The following is a 16,673-nucleotide window of genomic DNA, read 5'->3' as shown; positions in this document are numbered from 1 at the left end:
AAGAACGGTTGAGTGTATAAAATTTACGGCGATTGTTCAAGACGCGGACATTTTACAAGGTTGCATCGCCCAAACTTGTTTCCGGACAAGCGCGTCATCGAGACGACGCCATGCCGCATCGTCTTCCGGCAGTCCGAACCGCAGCCAATCCGGCCGGTGCTCGAACCGGCGGACCAGGATTCCGGCTTGGCCCAGTGCCCGATAGAGCACCGGTGCCCGATCGTCCTCGACAAGACGGAACAGCTCCGTCCCGCCAACCACCCGCAATCCGGCTCCCGTCAGCAGCCGGTCCAACTCCGCCGCGGCATCCATCAGACGGTTGCGTGTGGCTGCGATCCAGCCGCGGTCGCTTAGGGCCGCGGTGGCGATGCTCAGTCCCGGACCGGACACCGCCCAGGGTCCGATGGATTCGCGCAATGCCGCCGCCAGATCGACCGGGGCGAGCGCTATGCCCAGGCGCAGCCCCGCCAGCCCGAAGAACTTGCCGAAGGAGCGCAGGATGACCAACCCCGGCCGGCCGGCATGCGCGGCGGCACTGTCGTCCGGCCGCATATCGGCGAAGGCCTCGTCCACCACCAGCCAGCCGCCGCGCGCGGCCTGCGCCGCGGCAAGCTCCAGCAGCCGGGCGACAGGCCAGCGCCGGCCATCGGGGTTGTTGGGGTTGACGACGACCAGCACGTCGGCCTCCGCCACGTCCGCCGCCATCCGCACGTCGTGGCCGGCCAGCGCCCAGCAGCGGGCATGCTCGGCATAGGTCGGCCCCAGCACGGCTACGCTGCCCGGCGCACGCAGCCGCGGCAACAGCTGGATCAGCGCTTGCGAACCGGAGGCCGCGGCAACCAGCTCCGCCGATGGCACGCCATAGCAATCGGCCGCCGCCGCGCGCAGCGCCGCCTCCTCGCCCCGGCCGGGAAGCCGGGTCCAGGCGTCCTGCGGCAGCGGCGGCAGCGGATAGGGCCAAGGGTTGATGCCGGTGGACAGATCGACCCACGGCAGCGGCGCACCGGGAAAGGCGGCGCGGGCACCGTCCAGATCGCCGCCGTGCAGAAGGGCGCCGCCGGTCGCCTCACCCTGCCCCCGCGGGTCCGCCATAGGCGGGTCCGCTCCATGCGGGTCCGCCATGTGCGGCTTGGTCGCCGGGCTGTCTTCGGCCATGATCGCGCTCCTCATTTCCCCGTCGCGCGGCCAGCGGGCCGCCCCAATCCTGGAACGTTCCTGCCGTGCCGCTGCATCCCTTCCTGCTCGCCACCGCGCTGATCATCGAGGCGGCGGTCGGCTATCCCGATCCACTCTACGCCCGCATCCGTCACCCGGTCGTATGGATCGGAGCGCTTATCGCCCAGTTGGACGGCGCACTCAACCGCGAGACCGACGGTTTCGACCGCCGCAAGGCGTTTGGCGTCCTGGCCGTGCTGGTGCTTCTGCTAACAGTGGGCGGAATCGCGGTTGCTGTGGCCTGGGCCTGCCGGCTCCTGCCCTTCGGCTGGCTGGTCGAGGCGGCGCTGGCATCCACCCTGCTGGCCCAGCGCAGCCTGCACGACCATGTGGCGGCGGTCGTCAAAGGCTTCCGCACTGCCGGGCTGGAGGGCGCGCGCAAGGCGGTATCGATGATCGTCGGCCGCAACCCGGCCACGCTGGACGAACCCGCCGTCGCCCGTGCCGCCATCGAAAGCCTTGCCGAGAATTTTTCCGACGGGGTGGTGGCGCCGGCCTTCTGGCTGCTGGTCGGCGGGTTGCCGGGTCTGGCGCTCTACAAGGCGATCAATACGGCTGACAGCATGATCGGCCACCGCACCCCGCGCCACGAAGCCTTCGGTTGGGCAGGGGCACGGCTGGACGATCTGGTCAACCTGCCGGGATCGCGCCTGACCGCCCTTCTGCTGGTGGGTGCCGCCTGGATGACGGGAGGGGCGGATGCGCGACAGGCGTGGGCGTCGGTCAGGCAGGACGCCCACCGCCACCGTTCCCCAAACGCCGGCTGGCCGGAGGCGGCGATGGCCGGTGCGCTCGACCTGCGGCTGGGCGGCCCGCGGGTCTATGGCGCCATCCGAATCGAGGATGTCTGGCTCGGCGCGGGACGCGCCGCCGCCACGCCGGACGACATCGGCCGGTCACTGGCGCTCTACCGCCGCGCCTGTATGCTGCTGATCGCCGGGGCGCTGGTGCTGGCCGTGCTGGGGTGACCGCTCACCCCCGCCCCGCCCGCCGCACCATCAAGGACAGGCGCCGGCCGACCCGGCGCGCGAACTGACGGACCGCGATCAGCAGTCCGCGTGCGGCGCGGACGGGAGCGGTTTCCTTCAGCCAGGCGAGCCAGGCCGTCACCCGCACATAACCCCAGGCGAACCAGCCGATGGTCAGCAGCTTCGGCTTGGCGATGTGGAACAGCCGCTCCACCAGCGTGATCTTGACCAACTCCGCCACGATGATCACGCCGGCGCCGGCCATGGGGCGGCCTGTCGCGAACAGCCAGGCGCCGACCGGCTTCGCCGGCTCTAGCAGGGCCAAAGGCACAAGCACGAGGACCAGCGACGGATAAGGTCCAAGCCCCGCCACCCATTGTCCGAATCGCGCGAACAGCGGCAGCCGCGCGATCTGGCGGGCGACCGGACGCACCACCCAATAGGCCAATGCGTCCAGCAGGAAATACGCGACCGCGAACAGTGTCGCGACCGGACGCAACAGGCGGGACAGCAGTCGGCGCGTCGGCGACGGCGGTTCGGGGGAGGCGGGACGGTTCTGAGCCCCGGGAGGGGGAGTGCTGTTCATTGGAAATATTCCGCCGGAGGTCCTAGGTCCCTTCTACCACGAAGGCGAGCCTTTCGTTCGTGGGAAGGGGCTGGCACCTTCAGCCAAATTGTTTCCGTAAACGCACAATCGAGTCCGCTCCTTCCCCGAACGATCCCACACAACAGCCAAAGCGACCGTGCCCGGCCATTACGACCCCCTCCTCGTCGCATTATCCTATGTGATCGCCGTGTTCGGCGGTTATGTGGCGCTGGATCTTGCCCATCACTCCCGCGGTGGCACGGCAGACCAATCCGTCGTGTCGGACCTCCGGAACGCGACCGGAAGCGGTCCGGGCGACAAACGGCGATTGGCCGGTGCGGCGCTGGCACTCGGTGCCGGAATTTGGTCGATGCATTTCATCGGCATGCTCGCCTACCGCAGCGACATGCCCATCGGCTATGACGCCGGGCTGACTGCGTTGTCCTTCGTGCTGGCCGTCGGCGTTTCGGGAGCCGGCCTGTTTGCGGTAGCGCGAAACCGCCATAACAACTATTTTAAATTGCCGATTGCGGGCACTCTGACAGGGCTCGGCATCGTCAGCATGCATTATGTGGGAATGGCGGGAATGCGCATGGACATGGACCTGTCCTATGACGTGGTTCTGGTCGCTGTTTCGGTGATCGTCGCCATCGCCGCCTCGACCGCGGCGTTGTGGCTGGCCTTCCGGACCAGCCGCCCGCTGCAACGCGCCTCCGGCGCCGTGCTGCTGGGGCTGGGGGTGGTGACGATGCACTACACCGGCATGGCCGCCGCCGGGATGGAGCCTATAACAGAGCTGAGCACCGCCATCGGAAGCGCGGACGCCAACCCGACCGTCCTTCCCCATGCGGCGTCCCACTCCGGCCAGGGCATCGCACTGTCCTCTTCCCTGCTGGCGATCATGACCGGGATGGGGACGCTGCTTCTGCTGTCGCTGGCGATGCTGTCGTCGATGCTCGACCGCCGGCAGCAGGCGGAGCGGTCGGCTGAGCAGGAAGCGCGCTACCGTGCCATCGTCGATACCGCGGTGGACCCCATCGTCCTGATCGACGACCGGGGCATCGTGGAGTCCTTCAACTACGCGGCGGAGAAGACCTTCGGCTACCGGGCCGAGGAGGTCATCGGACGCAACATCAACATGCTGATGCCGGAGCCCTACCGCAGCGCCCATGACGGGTATCTCGACCGCTACCACCGGACGGGCGAGCGGCGGATCGTCGGGATCGGCCGCGAGGTGGACGGGCTGCGCAAGGACGGCACCACCTTCCCGCTCGACCTGTCGGTGGGCGAGTGGCACGTCGGCAAGCGCCGCATGTACACCGGCATCATGCGCGACATCACCGCCCGCAGGGCGTCGGAGGAAGCGATCCTGCGCGCCCGCGACGAGGCGGAGGCTGCGAGGGTCGAGGCTTTGCAGGCCCGCGACGATGCCCAGCGCGCCGACCGCGCCAAGACCAAGTTCCTGGCCGCCGCCAGCCACGACCTGCGCCAGCCGCTACAATCGCTGTTCTTCTTCGCCCACGCCCTGTCGGACAAGCTGGAGGATCATCCGGCCGCTCCCCTGCTGGCCAGCATGACCGATTCGCTGAACGGGCTGCGGGTGATGCTGGACAGTCTGCTGGATGTCTCCCGCCTCGATGCCGGGGTGGTGAAGCCGAGCGTCACCGACTTCGCGCTCGGCCCCCTGCTGGAGCGTCTGGCGGAGGAATACCGCATCCGCGCCGCCGAGTCGGGCCTGACGCTGCGCCATGTCCCGACGTCCGCTTGGACCCGCAGCGATCCCGCCCTGCTGGAACGCATCCTGCGCAACCTGATCGAGAACGCAATCCGCTACACCGAGCGCGGCGACATCCTGATCGGCTGCCGGCACCGTGCCGGCGCGTTGCGGCTGGTGGTGCTGGATCAGGGCATCGGCATCCCCGCCGACAAGTTCCAGGATATCTTCCAGGAGTTCACCCAGCTCGCCAATCCGGAGCGCGACCGCCGCAAGGGACTTGGGCTGGGGCTCGCCATCGTGCGCCGGCTGGCCGGACTGCTGGAGCATGGGGTGACGGTGCGATCCGCCCCCGGACTCGGCAGCGGCTTCTTCCTCGACCTGCCGACGGCGGTTCCGCGCCCCATCCCGAAGCCGGTGCGCGTCCCCGTCGAACTGCCGGACGCCAAGGGGCTGATCGTGGTCGTCGACGACGACGCCATCATCCTGCTGAGCATGCGTGCGATGCTGGAGGAATGGGGATATGAGGTGGTCGCCGCGGTGTCTGCCGACGAGGCCATCGCCTCGCTGCTGAATCTCGGCCGGCAGCCGGCGATGATCGTCGCCGACTATCGCCTGCGCGAAGGACGGACGGGGGTGGAGGCGATCCGCGACATCTACGGCGTCTGCGGCGTGCGCGTTCCCGCCGTGGTGCTGACCGGCGACACCGACCCCGCCCGCATCGCCGAGGTCCAGCGCAGCGGCCACCGGCTGATCCACAAGCCCGTCTCCGCCCCGATGCTGCGCGAGATCCTGACCACCGCCGCATAAGGCGGCAGATCTTCCACCTGAACCGGCGGCAGGGGCGCGAAAAAGCGCCCGACTCCACCGAAGCAACCCTGGACGGGCCGGCGGCCGGAAGACTAGCATCCGCCGCCCGCCCGAGCCCCCGGCGGCCCCCGCCCGTCGCCGCCCCCTTCTCTCCCACGGACCGTGATGCTGCGCCGTTCCCTGATCCGCGCCGGCGAGACCTGCGCCTTCCAACTCCGCGCCGCCCTGGCGCGTGCGCTGTCCCGCCCGGCCCCGCCCGTTGCTCCCCCTGCCGCTCCGCCCTATGACGGCTATCCGCCGCCCCACCAGACGCAGCAGCCGGTCCAGCATCCCGGCGCGCCCTATCCAGGCGCCCCTTACCCGCAGGCGCCGCATCAGCCGGTCTATCCGCCAAATGCTTATCCACCCGGTGGCACCTATCCGCCGGGAACCTATCCCCCCGCGGCCCATCCCATTGGTGCTCAGCCGCCCGGCCAGCCCTATCCCCAGCAGCAACCGGCGCCGCCCTACGGCATGCAGCCGCAACCGATGCCGCCCCCTCGCAACTTCCGGCGCCCACGCCTGCGCCTGCCGCGGGGACGCTGGGGCAAGGTCGCGGCCGTCGTTGGCGTGCTTGTGCTGTTGCCGCCGGCCGGTCTGCTCGGCACCTATGTGTGGATGCGGGCTCAACAGCCGCAGACCAGCGGCACCGTTGCCATCCCCGGCAACGGCGCACCGGCCGAGGTCGTGCGGGACAGGCAGGGTGTGGTCCATATCTTCGCCGCGACCGAACGCGACGCCTACCGGGCGCTGGGCTATGCCCACGCCCAGGACCGCCTGTGGCAGATGGAGACGATGCGCCGGGCCGGGGCCGGCCGGCTGGCCGAGCTGATCGGCACCAAATACGGCGACTTCGCGCTCCGCACCGACCGGCTCATGCGCACGCTGGGCGTCCGCCGCGCGGCGGAGGCAATGGCCGCCACCCTGTCGCCCGACGCCCGCACCGCCTTCGAAGCCTATGCCGAGGGCGTGAACGCCTATCTCGCCACCCGGTCGGAGGCGCTGCCTGTCGAATTCCAGCTTCTGCGTCACACCCCGGAGCCCTGGACTGTTGCCGACAGTCTGGTCTGGGCCAAGCTGATGGCGCTGCAACTGTCGGCCAATTACCGCGACGAGCTGTTCCGCTCCCGCGTTCTGGAACGGCTGTCGCCACAACAGGTCGACGATCTGTTCCCGCCCGACGGTCCAGGTTCCCCCACCACGCTGGCGAGCGACCTGCGCGGCATGGATTTGCGGGAAACGGTGCGCCGCACCCTGGCGGCCCTGCCGCAGATGGGTTTCGACACCGCGTCGAACGAATGGGTCCTGACCGGCGCCCGCACAACGACCGGCAAGCCGATCCTCGCCAACGATCCGCATCTGGGGCTGGAAGCGCCGATCCTCTGGTATCTCGCCCGCATCGTCACGCCGGACTTCACCGTCACCGGTGCCACCGTGCCGGGCGTGCCGCTGACCATCCTGGGCCACAACGGCAAGGTCGCCTGGGGCTTCACCACCACCCACAGCGACACCCAGGACCTGTTCGTCGAGAAACCCGACCCGCAGGATGCTGCGCGCTACCTGACCCCCGACGGCAGCCAGCCCTTCGAAACGCGTGCCGAGACCATCGGCATCGCCGGCGAGGCGTCGCAGACACTGACCGTCCGAACCACGCGGCATGGCCCCGTCATCTCCGATCTGGACGCCCCGTCCATCGACGGCAAGGCGCCCGGCCCGGTGCTGGCGCTGTCCTTCCCCGGCCTTGCCGACGACGACACCAGCGCGGAGGCTCTCTATCGCCTGAATCATGCCGGGTCGGCGGAGGGCGTGCGCGACGCGCTGCGCCTGCATGTCGCCCCGCAGCAGAACGTCGTCTATGCCGATGTGAGCGGAGAAGTCGGCTTCATCACCCCCGGCCGGGTGCCGATCCGCCGCAAGGGCGATGGCCGCGTGCCGGTTCCCGGTTGGACCGGCGAGTATGACTGGACCGGCTTCCTGCCTTACTACGCCCTGCCGCAGTCGGTGAATCCGCCGACCGGGCAGTTCGTCAACGCCAACAACGCGGTGGTCGGGCGCGACTATCCCTATCGCCTCGCCACCGAATGGCCGGATCCCTCGCGCGCCAAGCGCATCGTCGAGATGCTGGGCAACGGGCGCCATTCTATCGAGGATGTGGCGCGCCAGCAGATGGACATCGTCTCCCTGCCCGCCCGCGACTTCCTGCCGGACCTGCTGAAATATCCGACGCCGCCCGGCCTTGCCAGCGACGCGGTAGCCCAGCTGCGCGGCTGGGACGGCCGGATCGACCGCAACCGGCCGGAACCGCTGATCTTCGACATGTGGCTGCGGGAGTTGGTCCGCGCCGTATTCGCCGACGAGCTGGGCGCCGATTTCGCCTCCTACTGGGATCTGCGGCCGGAGGCGTTGCGCAATGTCCTGAACAACCGGCCGGAGTGGTGCGACGACGTCACCACGCCGCAGAAGGAAAGCTGCGCCGACGTGATCGGACGGTCTCTCGAAACGGCGGTCAGGGCGCTGGCCGAGCGTCACGGCTCCAGCATGAAGAGCTGGCGCTGGGGCGACGACCACACCGTCGCGCTGGTCCACCGCATGCTGAGCCGCGTGCCGCTGATCGGCGGCAAGGCCGACCTGTCGGTTGAGACCGACGGCGATTTCTTCACCGTCAACCGCGGATCGACCACCATCCGCGACCCCGGAAATCCGTTCCGCCATGTCCAGGGCGCCGGGTTCCGCGCGGTCTACGATCTGGCCGATCTCGACAATTCCCGGTTCGTGATCGCCACCGGCCAGTCCGGCAACATCTGGTCCCGCCATTGGGGCGATCTCGTCACCCTGTGGCGCGATGGCGGTTCGTTGCGTATGGCCGGCGACCGTGGCACGCTGGTCTCGGCAGGGGCGGAGGTGCTGACACTCACACCACGCAACACCGGGACAAACACGAAATGACCATCACGCTGGAGGACGTGCGCGCCGCAGCGGCGCGCATCGCGGGACACCTGCCTCGAACGCCCACGGTTCCGGCTCCCCGCCTGGGGGACATGGCGGATTGCCGGATGCACGTGAAGCTGGAGAACCAGCACGCCACCAGCTCCTTCAAGGAGCGCGGCGCGCTGAACAAGCTGTTGTCGCTGGGCGAGGCGGAACGCCGCGCCGGCGTCATCGCCATGTCCGCCGGCAACCACGCCCAGGCGGTGGCCTGCCACGCCACGCGGCTGTGCATCCGTTCCACCATCGTCATGCCGGCCTTCACCCCCTTCACCAAGGTGGAGCGGACCGAGAATCTGGGCGCCACCGTCGAACTGCATGGCGAGACGCTGAGCGAGGCCGCCGCCTTCGCCCATGAGCTGGCGGCGCGCGACGGGCTGACCTTCGTCCATCCCTATGACGACCCGCTGGTGGCCGCCGGCCAGGGCACCGCGGCGCTGGAGCTGCTGGAGGATGTGCCGGACCTCGACGTGCTGGTGGTGCCCATCGGCGGTGGCGGGTTGATCTCCGGCATGGCGACAGCGGCCAAGGCGCTGCGTCCTGATCTGGAGATCGTCGGGGTGCAGTGCAGCCTCTACCCGGCGGTGCGTCAGGCGCTGGCCGGCCTGCCGATCACCTGCGGCGGTGCCACGGTGGCGGAAGGCATCGCGGTCAAGGCGCCCGGCGCCCTGACCCTGCCGATCATCCGCGCCCTGGTCGACGATGTGGTGGAGGTGGGAGAGGCCCGGCTGGAGGAAGCGGTCTATCGCCTCGCCACCGTGCAGAAGCTGGTCGCCGAGGGGGCCGGGGCGGCGGCGCTGGCCGCGGTTCTGGAGGACCCGCAGCGCTACCGCGGCCGCAAAGTCGGCATCGTGCTGTCGGGCGGCAATATTGACTCCCGCATCATGGCTCAGGTGCTGATGCGCGGGCTGGTCTATGAGGGCCGCATCGTCCGCCTGCGCATCGGCATCACCGACGCTCCCGGCGCGCTCGCCCGCGTCACCCGCCTGCTGGGCGAGGCCGGAGCCAACATCGTCGAGGTCCACCACCAGCGCCTGTTCCACAACGTGCCGGTCAAGATGGCGGAAGTGGATGTGGTGCTGGAAACCCGCAACCAGACCCATGTGGATGCGCTGATCGCCCGCATGAAGGACGCGGGGTATCCGACCAGCCTGATGATGGAAGTGGGGTAAGCCCCCACCCCGTCAGATGCTGTAATTGTCCGCGATCTCCGAGCGCAGCTGCTCCACCTGATCGCGGAACACCGCTCCGTCCCGGCCGGCACTGTTGCGCACGTCGCGTACCACGCGGGCCGGGGTGCCGCCCAGCACGATGATGCGGTCGGCCAGATGGACCGCCTCTTCCAGGTCGTGGGTGACGAACAGAACCGTCTTGCCGGTTTCCTGGTGGATGCGGCGAAGCTCGTCCTGGAGATTGTGTCGGGTGATGGCGTCGAGCGCGCCGAAAGGCTCGTCCATCAGCAGGATGTCCGGGTCGACCGCCATGGCGCGGGCGATGCCGATGCGCTGGCGCTGGCCGCCCGACAGCTCGTAGGGCCAGCGGCGGGCATAGCCGTCGAGCCGCACGAGCTTCAGCGCGGCTTCCGCCCGGCGGCGCCGCTCGTCGCGGCTGACCGGTAGCCCCTCCAGCCCGAATTCCACATTGCGGATCACCCGGCGCCAGGGCAGCAGGCGGGCATCCTGGAACACCAGACCCACCGGGCGATGGCCGGGGCGCTGGTCTTGGTGGATGGTGACGCCGCCGCTGCGCGCGGTGTGCAGCCCGGCGACCACGCGCAGCAGGGTCGACTTGCCGACGCCGGACGGGCCGACGATGGCGACGAAGCTGCCGCGCTCGACCGACAGGTTGACGTCGACCAGAACCGGCGGCGCGTTCTTGCCGTAGCCGATGGACACGTCCTCGAGGTCGATGACCGAGGCGGTTGCGGTCTTGGAGAGGGTCACCGCTGCCATGAGAGCACCCGCGACTGGACTTGCATGAACAGGAAATCCGATACGCCGTAGAGCAGCGCGATGGTGACCATGTAGAGCACGACGATGTGGGTCGCCAGCAGGCCGGACGCCTCCATCATCCGCATGCCGAGGCCGGAGATGCCGAACAGCTCCGCCGCGACCACGGTCATCCAGCCCTGCCCCAGCCCGGCGCGCAGGCCCGACAGGATGCCCGGAAGCGCGCCCGGCAGAATGATCTTGAACAGGCGCGGGATCAGCCCGCCCTGGCCGAAGGCATAGCCAAGCTCGATCAGGTCCTTGTCCACCCCGCGCACCGCGGCGTAGCTGGCATAGTAGTTGATCCAGAACACCGTCAGCGCGATCAGGAAGGACGCCGCCCCCTCGCTGACGCCGAACCAGATGATGGCGAAGGGGATCCAGGCGATGGCCGGGATCGGACGCAGCATGCGTACGACCCAGGCCTGGAAGGCGTCCCACTTGCCCCATAGTGCCGCCGCCGTGCCGAAGGACACGCCGAGGAAGGTGCCCAGCGACAGCCCGACCAGATAGTGTGACAGGCTGGCCATCACCATCGCCTGCCAGGTGCCGCTCTTGAACTCCGTCAGGAAGGCGGCGGGCACCGCGCTCGGCGACGGCAGCAGCCGGGCCGGCACGACGCCGCTGCGCGCCACCGCTTCCCACGCCAGCAGGAAGACGATGACGCCCAGCGCCGACAGGGCGATCTTGTTATAGGTCTTCATCGGCTTGTCGATGTCCCTGGAGTGTAATCGTTTCAAGCAGAAGCGCTTGAAACGATTACACGGAAAAAGCCAGACTCAATTCCCGATCGGCTTACTTGACCGCGGCGTCGTAGAAGCTGAAGTCGAAGGCCTCGGCCACCGGAACCGTCTCGGACGCCGAGCCGATCTCCTTGGTGTAGGCCATCATCTGCTCGACCGCCGGGACGACCTTGTGCGGATCGGCGACGAACTTCGACCCCGGCCCCTTGAAGGCGGCTTCCAGCGTCGCCGGCTCCATCAGGCCCTTGCCGAGATAGTTGTTCACGATCTTGGCGGAACCGGCCGGATCCTTGGCGATCAGGTCGACCGCACGGATGTGGGCCTTGACCAGCGCCTTGATGGCGTCGGGGTTCTTCTTCAGCACCTCGGCGCGGGCGGAAACCACGGTGCCGGGCTGGTCCGGGAACATCTGGGCGCCGGTGGCGACCAGCACGACGTTCGGGTCCATCTGCTGGGTGACCGTCACCGTCGGCTCGCGGATGGTGGCGGCGTCGAGCGCGCCGGCCAGCAGGGCCTGCTGCGTCTTCTCGATGCCCATCGGCACCAGCTCGACATCGGCCGGATCGACCTTCACCACCTTGAACAGCCAATGCTTCAGCACGGTGTCGGGAACCGAGCCCGGCGGCTGGGTGCCGATCTTCGGCTTGCGGCCGGTGTCGGAGACGAATTTCTTGAAGGACTCAGCGGTCGGGGTGGTACCCACCGTCTTGGCGAAGGGACCGCGGGCGGCGACGACCATCTCCTCCACCGCCGAATTGGCGATGACCGAGATGTCGGCACCCTTGGTGCGGGCGACCAGCACGGGAGCCACACCGGCATAGAGCAGGTCGATCTGGCCGGCGGCCATCGCCTGGATGGCGTGCGGGCCGGATTCGAAACGGGTCAGCTTCAGCGCGATCCCGGCATCCTTGGCCCAGCCCTGCCCATCGACGATGAACAGCGGCGATGCCGCCAGAATGGGAATGTAGCCGATTTCCAGCTTCACCGGGTCGGCGGCGTGCGCAGTGCCCGGCATGACGGCAGCGGTCGACGCGGCAGCCGACGCGAGGGCGACCAGGGCGGCAAGGGTGGAGCGGCGGGTCAAGCGGAGCATCGGATCGTCCTCGGCTAAGGTTCCGACGCTATTTAGCACGGTTGCCCGAATGGGGAAGAGAGATTTCCACATAACAGGAAACGGGAATTGACAATTTAACACGCCATCATCGTATTATCCTTGGACCGAAACCGCCTGGAACCGCGGGTAATGTGGGTTCGGTGCGGCGCTGGCGGTTCGGCTTCAGGTCTCGGTCAGCAGGTAGAGCGAGACGCCGCAGAGCGAGACGCCCACCATCAAGATCGCCATGGCGATGCGCGTCCAGAGCGTGATGTGCGAATCGAGCGGGTCGGAGAGATCGTCTTCATCCATGGTCGGGTTTCCGTCACTGTGGGGGAACCGGCGGCAGGCAGGCCGCCGGCTTTCGGTGACGGTAAGCGTTAGCGGTGCCGTGTTGCGGCGATGTGTCCCGCGGACGGTCCTGTGTAACGCTTGGTAACGGCTTCCCTTGATGGTTACAGGCGGGGCGTCACAGGCCCTCTACCACGATCATCTTGAAATCGGCGGCGTCGCGACGGGCCTCGCGGGCCTTGCGGTATTCCGGGCTGTCGTAGAAGGCCTTGGCGGTCGCCACGTCCGGGAATTCGAGGATGACGATGCGGTTGGGCTGCCATTCGCCTTCCAACAACGCCGTCTCGCCGCCACGGCTGAGGAAGCGTCCGCCATTCCTGGCAATCGCGTCGGGGGTCAGCGACTTGTAGACCTCATAGGCGACCGGATCGGTCACACGCACGTCGGCGATGATGTAGGCGGTCATCGGTTCCACATCCTATTTTATGGTCTTTGAGCCCAAAAGAAACGGGCGCGGGAAGCCTCGCCTCCCGCGCCCGTTTCGGTCAACCGCTTGATGTAGCGGTCAGGCTTCCATCGCCTTCACGACCTCTTCGGTGACCTTCTTGGCGTCGCCGAACAGCATCATCGTGTTAGGGCGGAAGAACAGCTCGTTCTCGACGCCGGCATAGCCGGCAGCCATGCCGCGCTTGATGAAGAACACCGTCTTGGCCTTCTCCACATCCAGGATCGGCATGCCGTAGATGGGCGAGGTCGGATCGGTCTTGGCCGCCGGGTTGGTCACGTCATTGGCGCCGATGACGAAGGCGACATCCGCTGTGCCGAAGTCGCGGTTGATGTCCTCCAGTTCGAACACCTCGTCGTAGGGCACGTTGGCCTCGGCCAGCAGCACGTTCATGTGACCGGGCATGCGGCCCGCCACCGGGTGGATGGCGTACTTCACGTCCACGCCTTCATGCTTCAGCACATCGGCCATCTCGCGCAGCGCATGCTGGGCCTGGGCCACCGCCATGCCGTAGCCGGGGACGATGATGACCGACTGCGCGTTCTTCATGATGTAAGCGGCATCCTCCGCCGAGCCGGCCTTGACCGAGCCCTGCGGACCCTTGGCACCGGCCACGGCACCCCCCGCCTCGCCGCCGAAACCGCCGAGGATGACGTTGAAGATCGAGCGGTTCATGCCCTTGCACATGATGTAGGACAGGATGGCGCCCGAGGAGCCCACCAGCGCACCGGTGATGATCAGCAGGTTGTTCTGCAGGGTGAAGCCGATGCCACAGGCCGCCCAGCCGGAATAGCTGTTCAGCATCGAGATGACCACCGGCATGTCGGCGCCGCCGATCGGCAGGATCAGCAGGAAGCCCAGCGCCAGCGCCACGACGACGATCAGCCACATCGCGGCATCGGCGTTCGACTGCACCAGCCAGCCGATCAAGAGGACGGTCAGCACGCCGAGCGCCGCGTTCAGCGGATGCTGCATCGGGAAGACCAGCGGCTTGCCGGTAACCAGACCCTGGAGCTTGGCAAAGGCGACGATGGAGCCTGTAAAGGTGATCGCACCGACCGCGGTGCCCAGCGCCATCTCGATCAGCGAGCCCTTGGCGATGGCGCCGCGGATGCCAATGCCATAGGCCTCCGGCGAATAGAAAGCGGCGAGCGCCACGAAGACGGCGGCCAGACCGACCAGCGAGTGGAAGGCGGCGACCAACTGCGGCAGCGCCGTCATCTCGATCTTCTTGGCCACCACATAGCCGATGGCGCCGCCGATGGCGATGCCGAGCACGATCATCCAATAGGACTGGACGATGGGCGAGGCCAGCGTGGTCAGGATGGCGATGGTCATGCCGACCATGCCGTAGATGTTGCCCTGGCGCGAGGTCTCCGGGCTGGAGAGCCCGCGCAGCGCCATGATGAAGCAGATGGAGGCGACGAGGTAGAGAAGGGCCGACAAGGTTTCCATGGTCTTACTTGCCCTTCTTCTTGAACATGGAGAGCATGCGCTGGGTCACCAGGAAGCCGCCGAAGATGTTGACGGATGCCAGGATGACGGCGAGGAAGCCCAGGACCTTAGAGAAGCCGAAACCGGCCGGACCGGCGGCGACCAGCGCGCCGACGATGATGACCGACGACACGGCGTTGGTGACGGCCATCAGCGGCGAATGCAGGGCCGGAGTGACGCGCCAGACGACGTAGTAGCCGACGAAGCAGGCCAGCACGAGTACCGTCAAACCGGTGACGAAGAAGCTGCCATGACCGCCGGCGGCCTCCGCGGCGGGCTGCGCCGCGTGCGCGATCTGGGCGGCCAGCTGGTCGGCCTGCTGGCCGAGCGCCGCGAGGTTCGCCTTGAGCTCGGCAATACGGGCGGACAGTTGGGTCTGATCCATTGCGGTAAGTCTCCTCGGGCGCCCGGTCAGCCGGCGAAGGCGGGGTGAACGACGGCGCCGTCGCGGGTCAGCGCGATGGCCTTGACGATCTCGTCGTCCCAGTTGACGACGACGCCCGTCTCCTTGCCGTGTAGCGACGTCAGCAGCGCCAGCAGGTTCTTGGCGTAGAGAAGCGAGGCGCTCTCGGCGATGCGGCTTGCGTAGTTGGCATGGCCGACGATCTTCACGCCGTTGGCCGTGGTCACCACCTCGCCCAGCTTGGCGCCCTCGACGTTGCCGCCCTGCTCCACCGCCAGATCGATGATCACCGAGCCCGGCTTCATCGACGCCACATGCTCCGCCGTCACCAGGATCGGCGCCTTGCGGCCGGGGATCAGCGCCGTGGTGATGACGAGATCCTGCTTCTTGATGTGTTCGGCGACCAATGCGGCCTGCTGGCGCTTGTAGTCGTCCGACATCTCCTTGGCGTAGCCGCCGGCGGTCTCAGCCTGCTTGAACTCGTCGTTCTCGACAGCGACGAAGCTGCCGCCCAGCGACTGCACCTGCTCCTTCACCGCCGGGCGCACGTCGGTGGCCGAGACGATGGCGCCGAGGCGCTTGGCGGTGGCGATGGCCTGGAGGCCGGCGACGCCGACGCCCATGATGAAGGCGCGGGCCGGCGGCACGGTGCCGGCGGCGGTCATCATCATCGGGAAGGCGCGGCCATACTCGCTGGCGGCATCGACGACGGCCTTGTAGCCGGCGAGGTTGGCCTGGGAGGACAGCACGTCCATGACCTGGGCGCGGGTGATGCGCGGCATGAACTCCATGGCGAAGGCGTTCACGCCGGCATCGGCGTAGGCCTTCACATGGTCGCGGCTGTTGTAGGGATTGAGGATGGCGAACAGCAGCGCACCCTTGCGGATCAGCGCCAGTTCGTCCTCACCGCCCTCGGAAGCGATCAGCGGACGCTGCACCTTCAGCACGATGTCGGCGTCGGCCAGCGCCGCAGCCTGATCGGCGGCGATGGCGGCCCCCGCCGCTTCATAGGCCGCGTCGGTGATGCTGGAGCCGAGACCAGCCCCGCTTTCCACCACCACGTCCAGTCCCAAACCCTTCAGTTTCTTCACCGTTTCCGGTGAGGCGGCCACGCGAAGTTCGCCCGCACGTCGCTCCTTTGGAATGGCGACTTTCATTAGATAAAACTCCCCTGCCTCAAATACGCCGATCCCGGCATCCCCCATGGGTTATCGGCACAGACGACGCGCATACATGCCGGATCCATGTGACTTTGTGAAGCCGAACCCACCGATGGTAATACCAGCCTATTGGGTGCGCCGCAACAAAGGGAATGGCTGCGTAGGCCTATCGTACGATTGTTTCATACAAACAGACAAATCAGCCACGGGCTGTTCAAATTCCGGCGACGCTTTCGCTTATACGTAAGGAGTCGCCGCGACGCGATGACGCAGCCGTGTCCCTGCCGTGCACCAGCGCGGCACATCGCCGGCTTGCCATTCCCCCCGCCCGCCGATATTGTCCCGCCCCGTTCACGAACACCCCCATCGTTTGAGGTTTTGCCATGTCCGACGTCGGCGGCATCGCGGCGGATCGCCTGAAGTCCTTTGTCGAGCGCATCGAGCGTCTCGAAGAGGAAAAGCGTGGTCTGCAGGAAGACATCAAGGAGGTCTACGCCGAGGCGAAGGGCACCGGTTTCGACACCAAGATCATCCGGCAGATCATTCGCCTGCGGAAGATGGACAAGGCCGACCGCCAGGAGCAGGAAGCCATCCTGGAGCTCTACAAGGAAGCGCTGGGCATGGTGGAGTGACGGGTTTCCCGCCACTCTCCCAGCTTACCGGACTTGCGGACGCGGCG

At 67.7% G+C, this 16,673-nt stretch carries 15 protein-coding genes; 5 read left to right on the top strand and 10 right to left on the bottom strand.

Annotated elements, in window-relative coordinates; genetic code table 11:
- Positions 1-36: 36 nt before the first annotated feature.
- Positions 37-1,155, bottom strand: a complete 1,119-nt coding sequence (cobD, locus tag ABNQ38_RS16240; RefSeq protein ID WP_377809299.1) for a threonine-phosphate decarboxylase CobD — start codon at positions 1,153-1,155, stop codon at positions 37-39.
- A 65-nt stretch (positions 1,156-1,220) separates the two neighbouring features.
- Between cobD and cbiB the strand changes: the two genes are divergently transcribed.
- Positions 1,221-2,183 (top strand): adenosylcobinamide-phosphate synthase CbiB, encoded by a 963-nt coding sequence (gene cbiB, locus ABNQ38_RS16235; protein WP_377809298.1) that lies wholly within the window; start codon positions 1,221-1,223, stop codon positions 2,181-2,183.
- A gap of 4 nt (positions 2,184-2,187) precedes the next feature.
- Here cbiB and ABNQ38_RS16230 read toward each other — a convergent pair whose 3' ends face one another.
- Complete coding sequence (locus ABNQ38_RS16230; protein ID WP_377809297.1) at positions 2,188-2,769, bottom strand: hypothetical protein; 582 nt, start codon at positions 2,767-2,769, stop codon at positions 2,188-2,190.
- Between the two features lie 157 nt (positions 2,770-2,926).
- On the opposite strand from ABNQ38_RS16230, the gene ABNQ38_RS16225 reads away from it, so the two are divergent.
- From ABNQ38_RS16225 to ABNQ38_RS16215, 3 genes are all read left to right on the top strand, one after another.
- Positions 2,927-5,293 (top strand): MHYT domain-containing protein, encoded by a 2,367-nt coding sequence (locus ABNQ38_RS16225; protein ID WP_377809296.1) that lies wholly within the window; start codon positions 2,927-2,929, stop codon positions 5,291-5,293.
- A gap of 165 nt (positions 5,294-5,458) precedes the next feature.
- Entirely contained in the window at positions 5,459-8,278 is a 2,820-nt protein-coding gene (locus ABNQ38_RS16220; RefSeq protein WP_377809295.1) for a penicillin acylase family protein, read from the top strand.
- Complete coding sequence (locus ABNQ38_RS16215; protein WP_377809294.1) at positions 8,275-9,489, top strand: threonine ammonia-lyase; 1,215 nt, start codon at positions 8,275-8,277, stop codon at positions 9,487-9,489. Before ABNQ38_RS16220 ends, ABNQ38_RS16215 begins: the two co-directional genes overlap by 4 nt.
- Before the next feature lie 12 nt (positions 9,490-9,501).
- On the opposite strand, the gene ABNQ38_RS16210 is transcribed toward ABNQ38_RS16215, so the two are convergent.
- The 8 genes from ABNQ38_RS16210 to ABNQ38_RS16175 form a co-directional block, all read right to left on the bottom strand.
- Complete coding sequence (locus ABNQ38_RS16210) at positions 9,502-10,269, bottom strand: ABC transporter ATP-binding protein (protein WP_377809293.1); 768 nt, start codon at positions 10,267-10,269, stop codon at positions 9,502-9,504.
- Positions 10,257-11,009: an ABC transporter permease gene (locus ABNQ38_RS16205; RefSeq protein WP_377809292.1), complete on the bottom strand. Its 753-nt coding sequence runs from the start codon at positions 11,007-11,009 to the stop codon at positions 10,257-10,259. The genes ABNQ38_RS16210 and ABNQ38_RS16205 overlap by 13 nt, the downstream gene beginning before the upstream one ends.
- Before the next feature lie 91 nt (positions 11,010-11,100).
- Entirely contained in the window at positions 11,101-12,141 is a 1,041-nt protein-coding gene (locus ABNQ38_RS16200; protein ID WP_377809291.1) for an ABC transporter substrate-binding protein, read from the bottom strand.
- A gap of 183 nt (positions 12,142-12,324) precedes the next feature.
- A complete protein-coding gene (locus ABNQ38_RS16195; protein ID WP_377809290.1) occupies positions 12,325-12,453 on the bottom strand; it encodes a hypothetical protein in 129 nt (42 codons plus the stop codon).
- A 157-nt stretch (positions 12,454-12,610) separates the two neighbouring features.
- A complete protein-coding gene (locus ABNQ38_RS16190) occupies positions 12,611-12,898 on the bottom strand; it encodes a DUF1330 domain-containing protein (RefSeq protein ID WP_377809289.1) in 288 nt (95 codons plus the stop codon).
- Between the two features lie 99 nt (positions 12,899-12,997).
- Positions 12,998-14,392: an NAD(P)(+) transhydrogenase (Re/Si-specific) subunit beta gene (locus ABNQ38_RS16185; RefSeq protein ID WP_377809288.1), complete on the bottom strand. Its 1,395-nt coding sequence runs from the start codon at positions 14,390-14,392 to the stop codon at positions 12,998-13,000.
- 4 nt (positions 14,393-14,396) lie between these two features.
- Positions 14,397-14,816, bottom strand: coding sequence for an NAD(P) transhydrogenase subunit alpha (locus ABNQ38_RS16180; protein ID WP_377809287.1), 420 nt, complete (start codon positions 14,814-14,816; stop codon positions 14,397-14,399).
- Between the two features lie 26 nt (positions 14,817-14,842).
- Positions 14,843-15,991, bottom strand: a complete 1,149-nt coding sequence (locus tag ABNQ38_RS16175; protein ID WP_377809286.1) for a Re/Si-specific NAD(P)(+) transhydrogenase subunit alpha — start codon at positions 15,989-15,991, stop codon at positions 14,843-14,845.
- 386 nt (positions 15,992-16,377) lie between these two features.
- Between ABNQ38_RS16175 and ABNQ38_RS16170 the strand changes: the two genes are divergently transcribed.
- Complete coding sequence (locus tag ABNQ38_RS16170; RefSeq protein ID WP_012973951.1) at positions 16,378-16,626, top strand: DUF2312 domain-containing protein; 249 nt, start codon at positions 16,378-16,380, stop codon at positions 16,624-16,626.
- The last annotated feature ends 47 nt before the right edge of the window (positions 16,627-16,673 follow it).

The sequence above is a fragment of the Azospirillum sp. A29 genome (assembly GCF_042604625.1).
Taxonomy (GTDB): Bacteria; Pseudomonadota; Alphaproteobacteria; order Azospirillales; family Azospirillaceae; genus Azospirillum; species Azospirillum palustre.
Note: the sequence above shows the minus strand (reverse complement) of the source record. Positions and strands in the feature narration are given on the sequence as shown.

Coding starts and splice junctions, on each gene's coding strand:
- cobD (WP_377809299.1), bottom strand. CDS start 1,155: ATGGCCGAAGACAGCCCGGCGACCAAGCCGCACATGGCGGACCCGCAT.
- ABNQ38_RS16185 (WP_377809288.1), bottom strand. CDS start 14,392: ATGGAAACCTTGTCGGCCCTTCTCTACCTCGTCGCCTCCATCTGCTTC.
- ABNQ38_RS16190 (WP_377809289.1), bottom strand. CDS start 12,898: ATGACCGCCTACATCATCGCCGACGTGCGTGTGACCGATCCGGTCGCC.
- ABNQ38_RS16200 (WP_377809291.1), bottom strand. CDS start 12,141: ATGCTCCGCTTGACCCGCCGCTCCACCCTTGCCGCCCTGGTCGCCCTC.
- ABNQ38_RS16210 (WP_377809293.1), bottom strand. CDS start 10,269: ATGGCAGCGGTGACCCTCTCCAAGACCGCAACCGCCTCGGTCATCGAC.
- ABNQ38_RS16205 (WP_377809292.1), bottom strand. CDS start 11,009: ATGAAGACCTATAACAAGATCGCCCTGTCGGCGCTGGGCGTCATCGTC.
- ABNQ38_RS16180 (WP_377809287.1), bottom strand. CDS start 14,816: ATGGATCAGACCCAACTGTCCGCCCGTATTGCCGAGCTCAAGGCGAAC.
- ABNQ38_RS16175 (WP_377809286.1), bottom strand. CDS start 15,991: ATGAAAGTCGCCATTCCAAAGGAGCGACGTGCGGGCGAACTTCGCGTG.
- ABNQ38_RS16170 (WP_012973951.1), top strand. CDS start 16,378: ATGTCCGACGTCGGCGGCATCGCGGCGGATCGCCTGAAGTCCTTTGTC.
- ABNQ38_RS16230 (WP_377809297.1), bottom strand. CDS start 2,769: ATGAACAGCACTCCCCCTCCCGGGGCTCAGAACCGTCCCGCCTCCCCC.
- ABNQ38_RS16220 (WP_377809295.1), top strand. CDS start 5,459: ATGCTGCGCCGTTCCCTGATCCGCGCCGGCGAGACCTGCGCCTTCCAA.
- ABNQ38_RS16215 (WP_377809294.1), top strand. CDS start 8,275: ATGACCATCACGCTGGAGGACGTGCGCGCCGCAGCGGCGCGCATCGCG.
- ABNQ38_RS16195 (WP_377809290.1), bottom strand. CDS start 12,453: ATGGATGAAGACGATCTCTCCGACCCGCTCGATTCGCACATCACGCTC.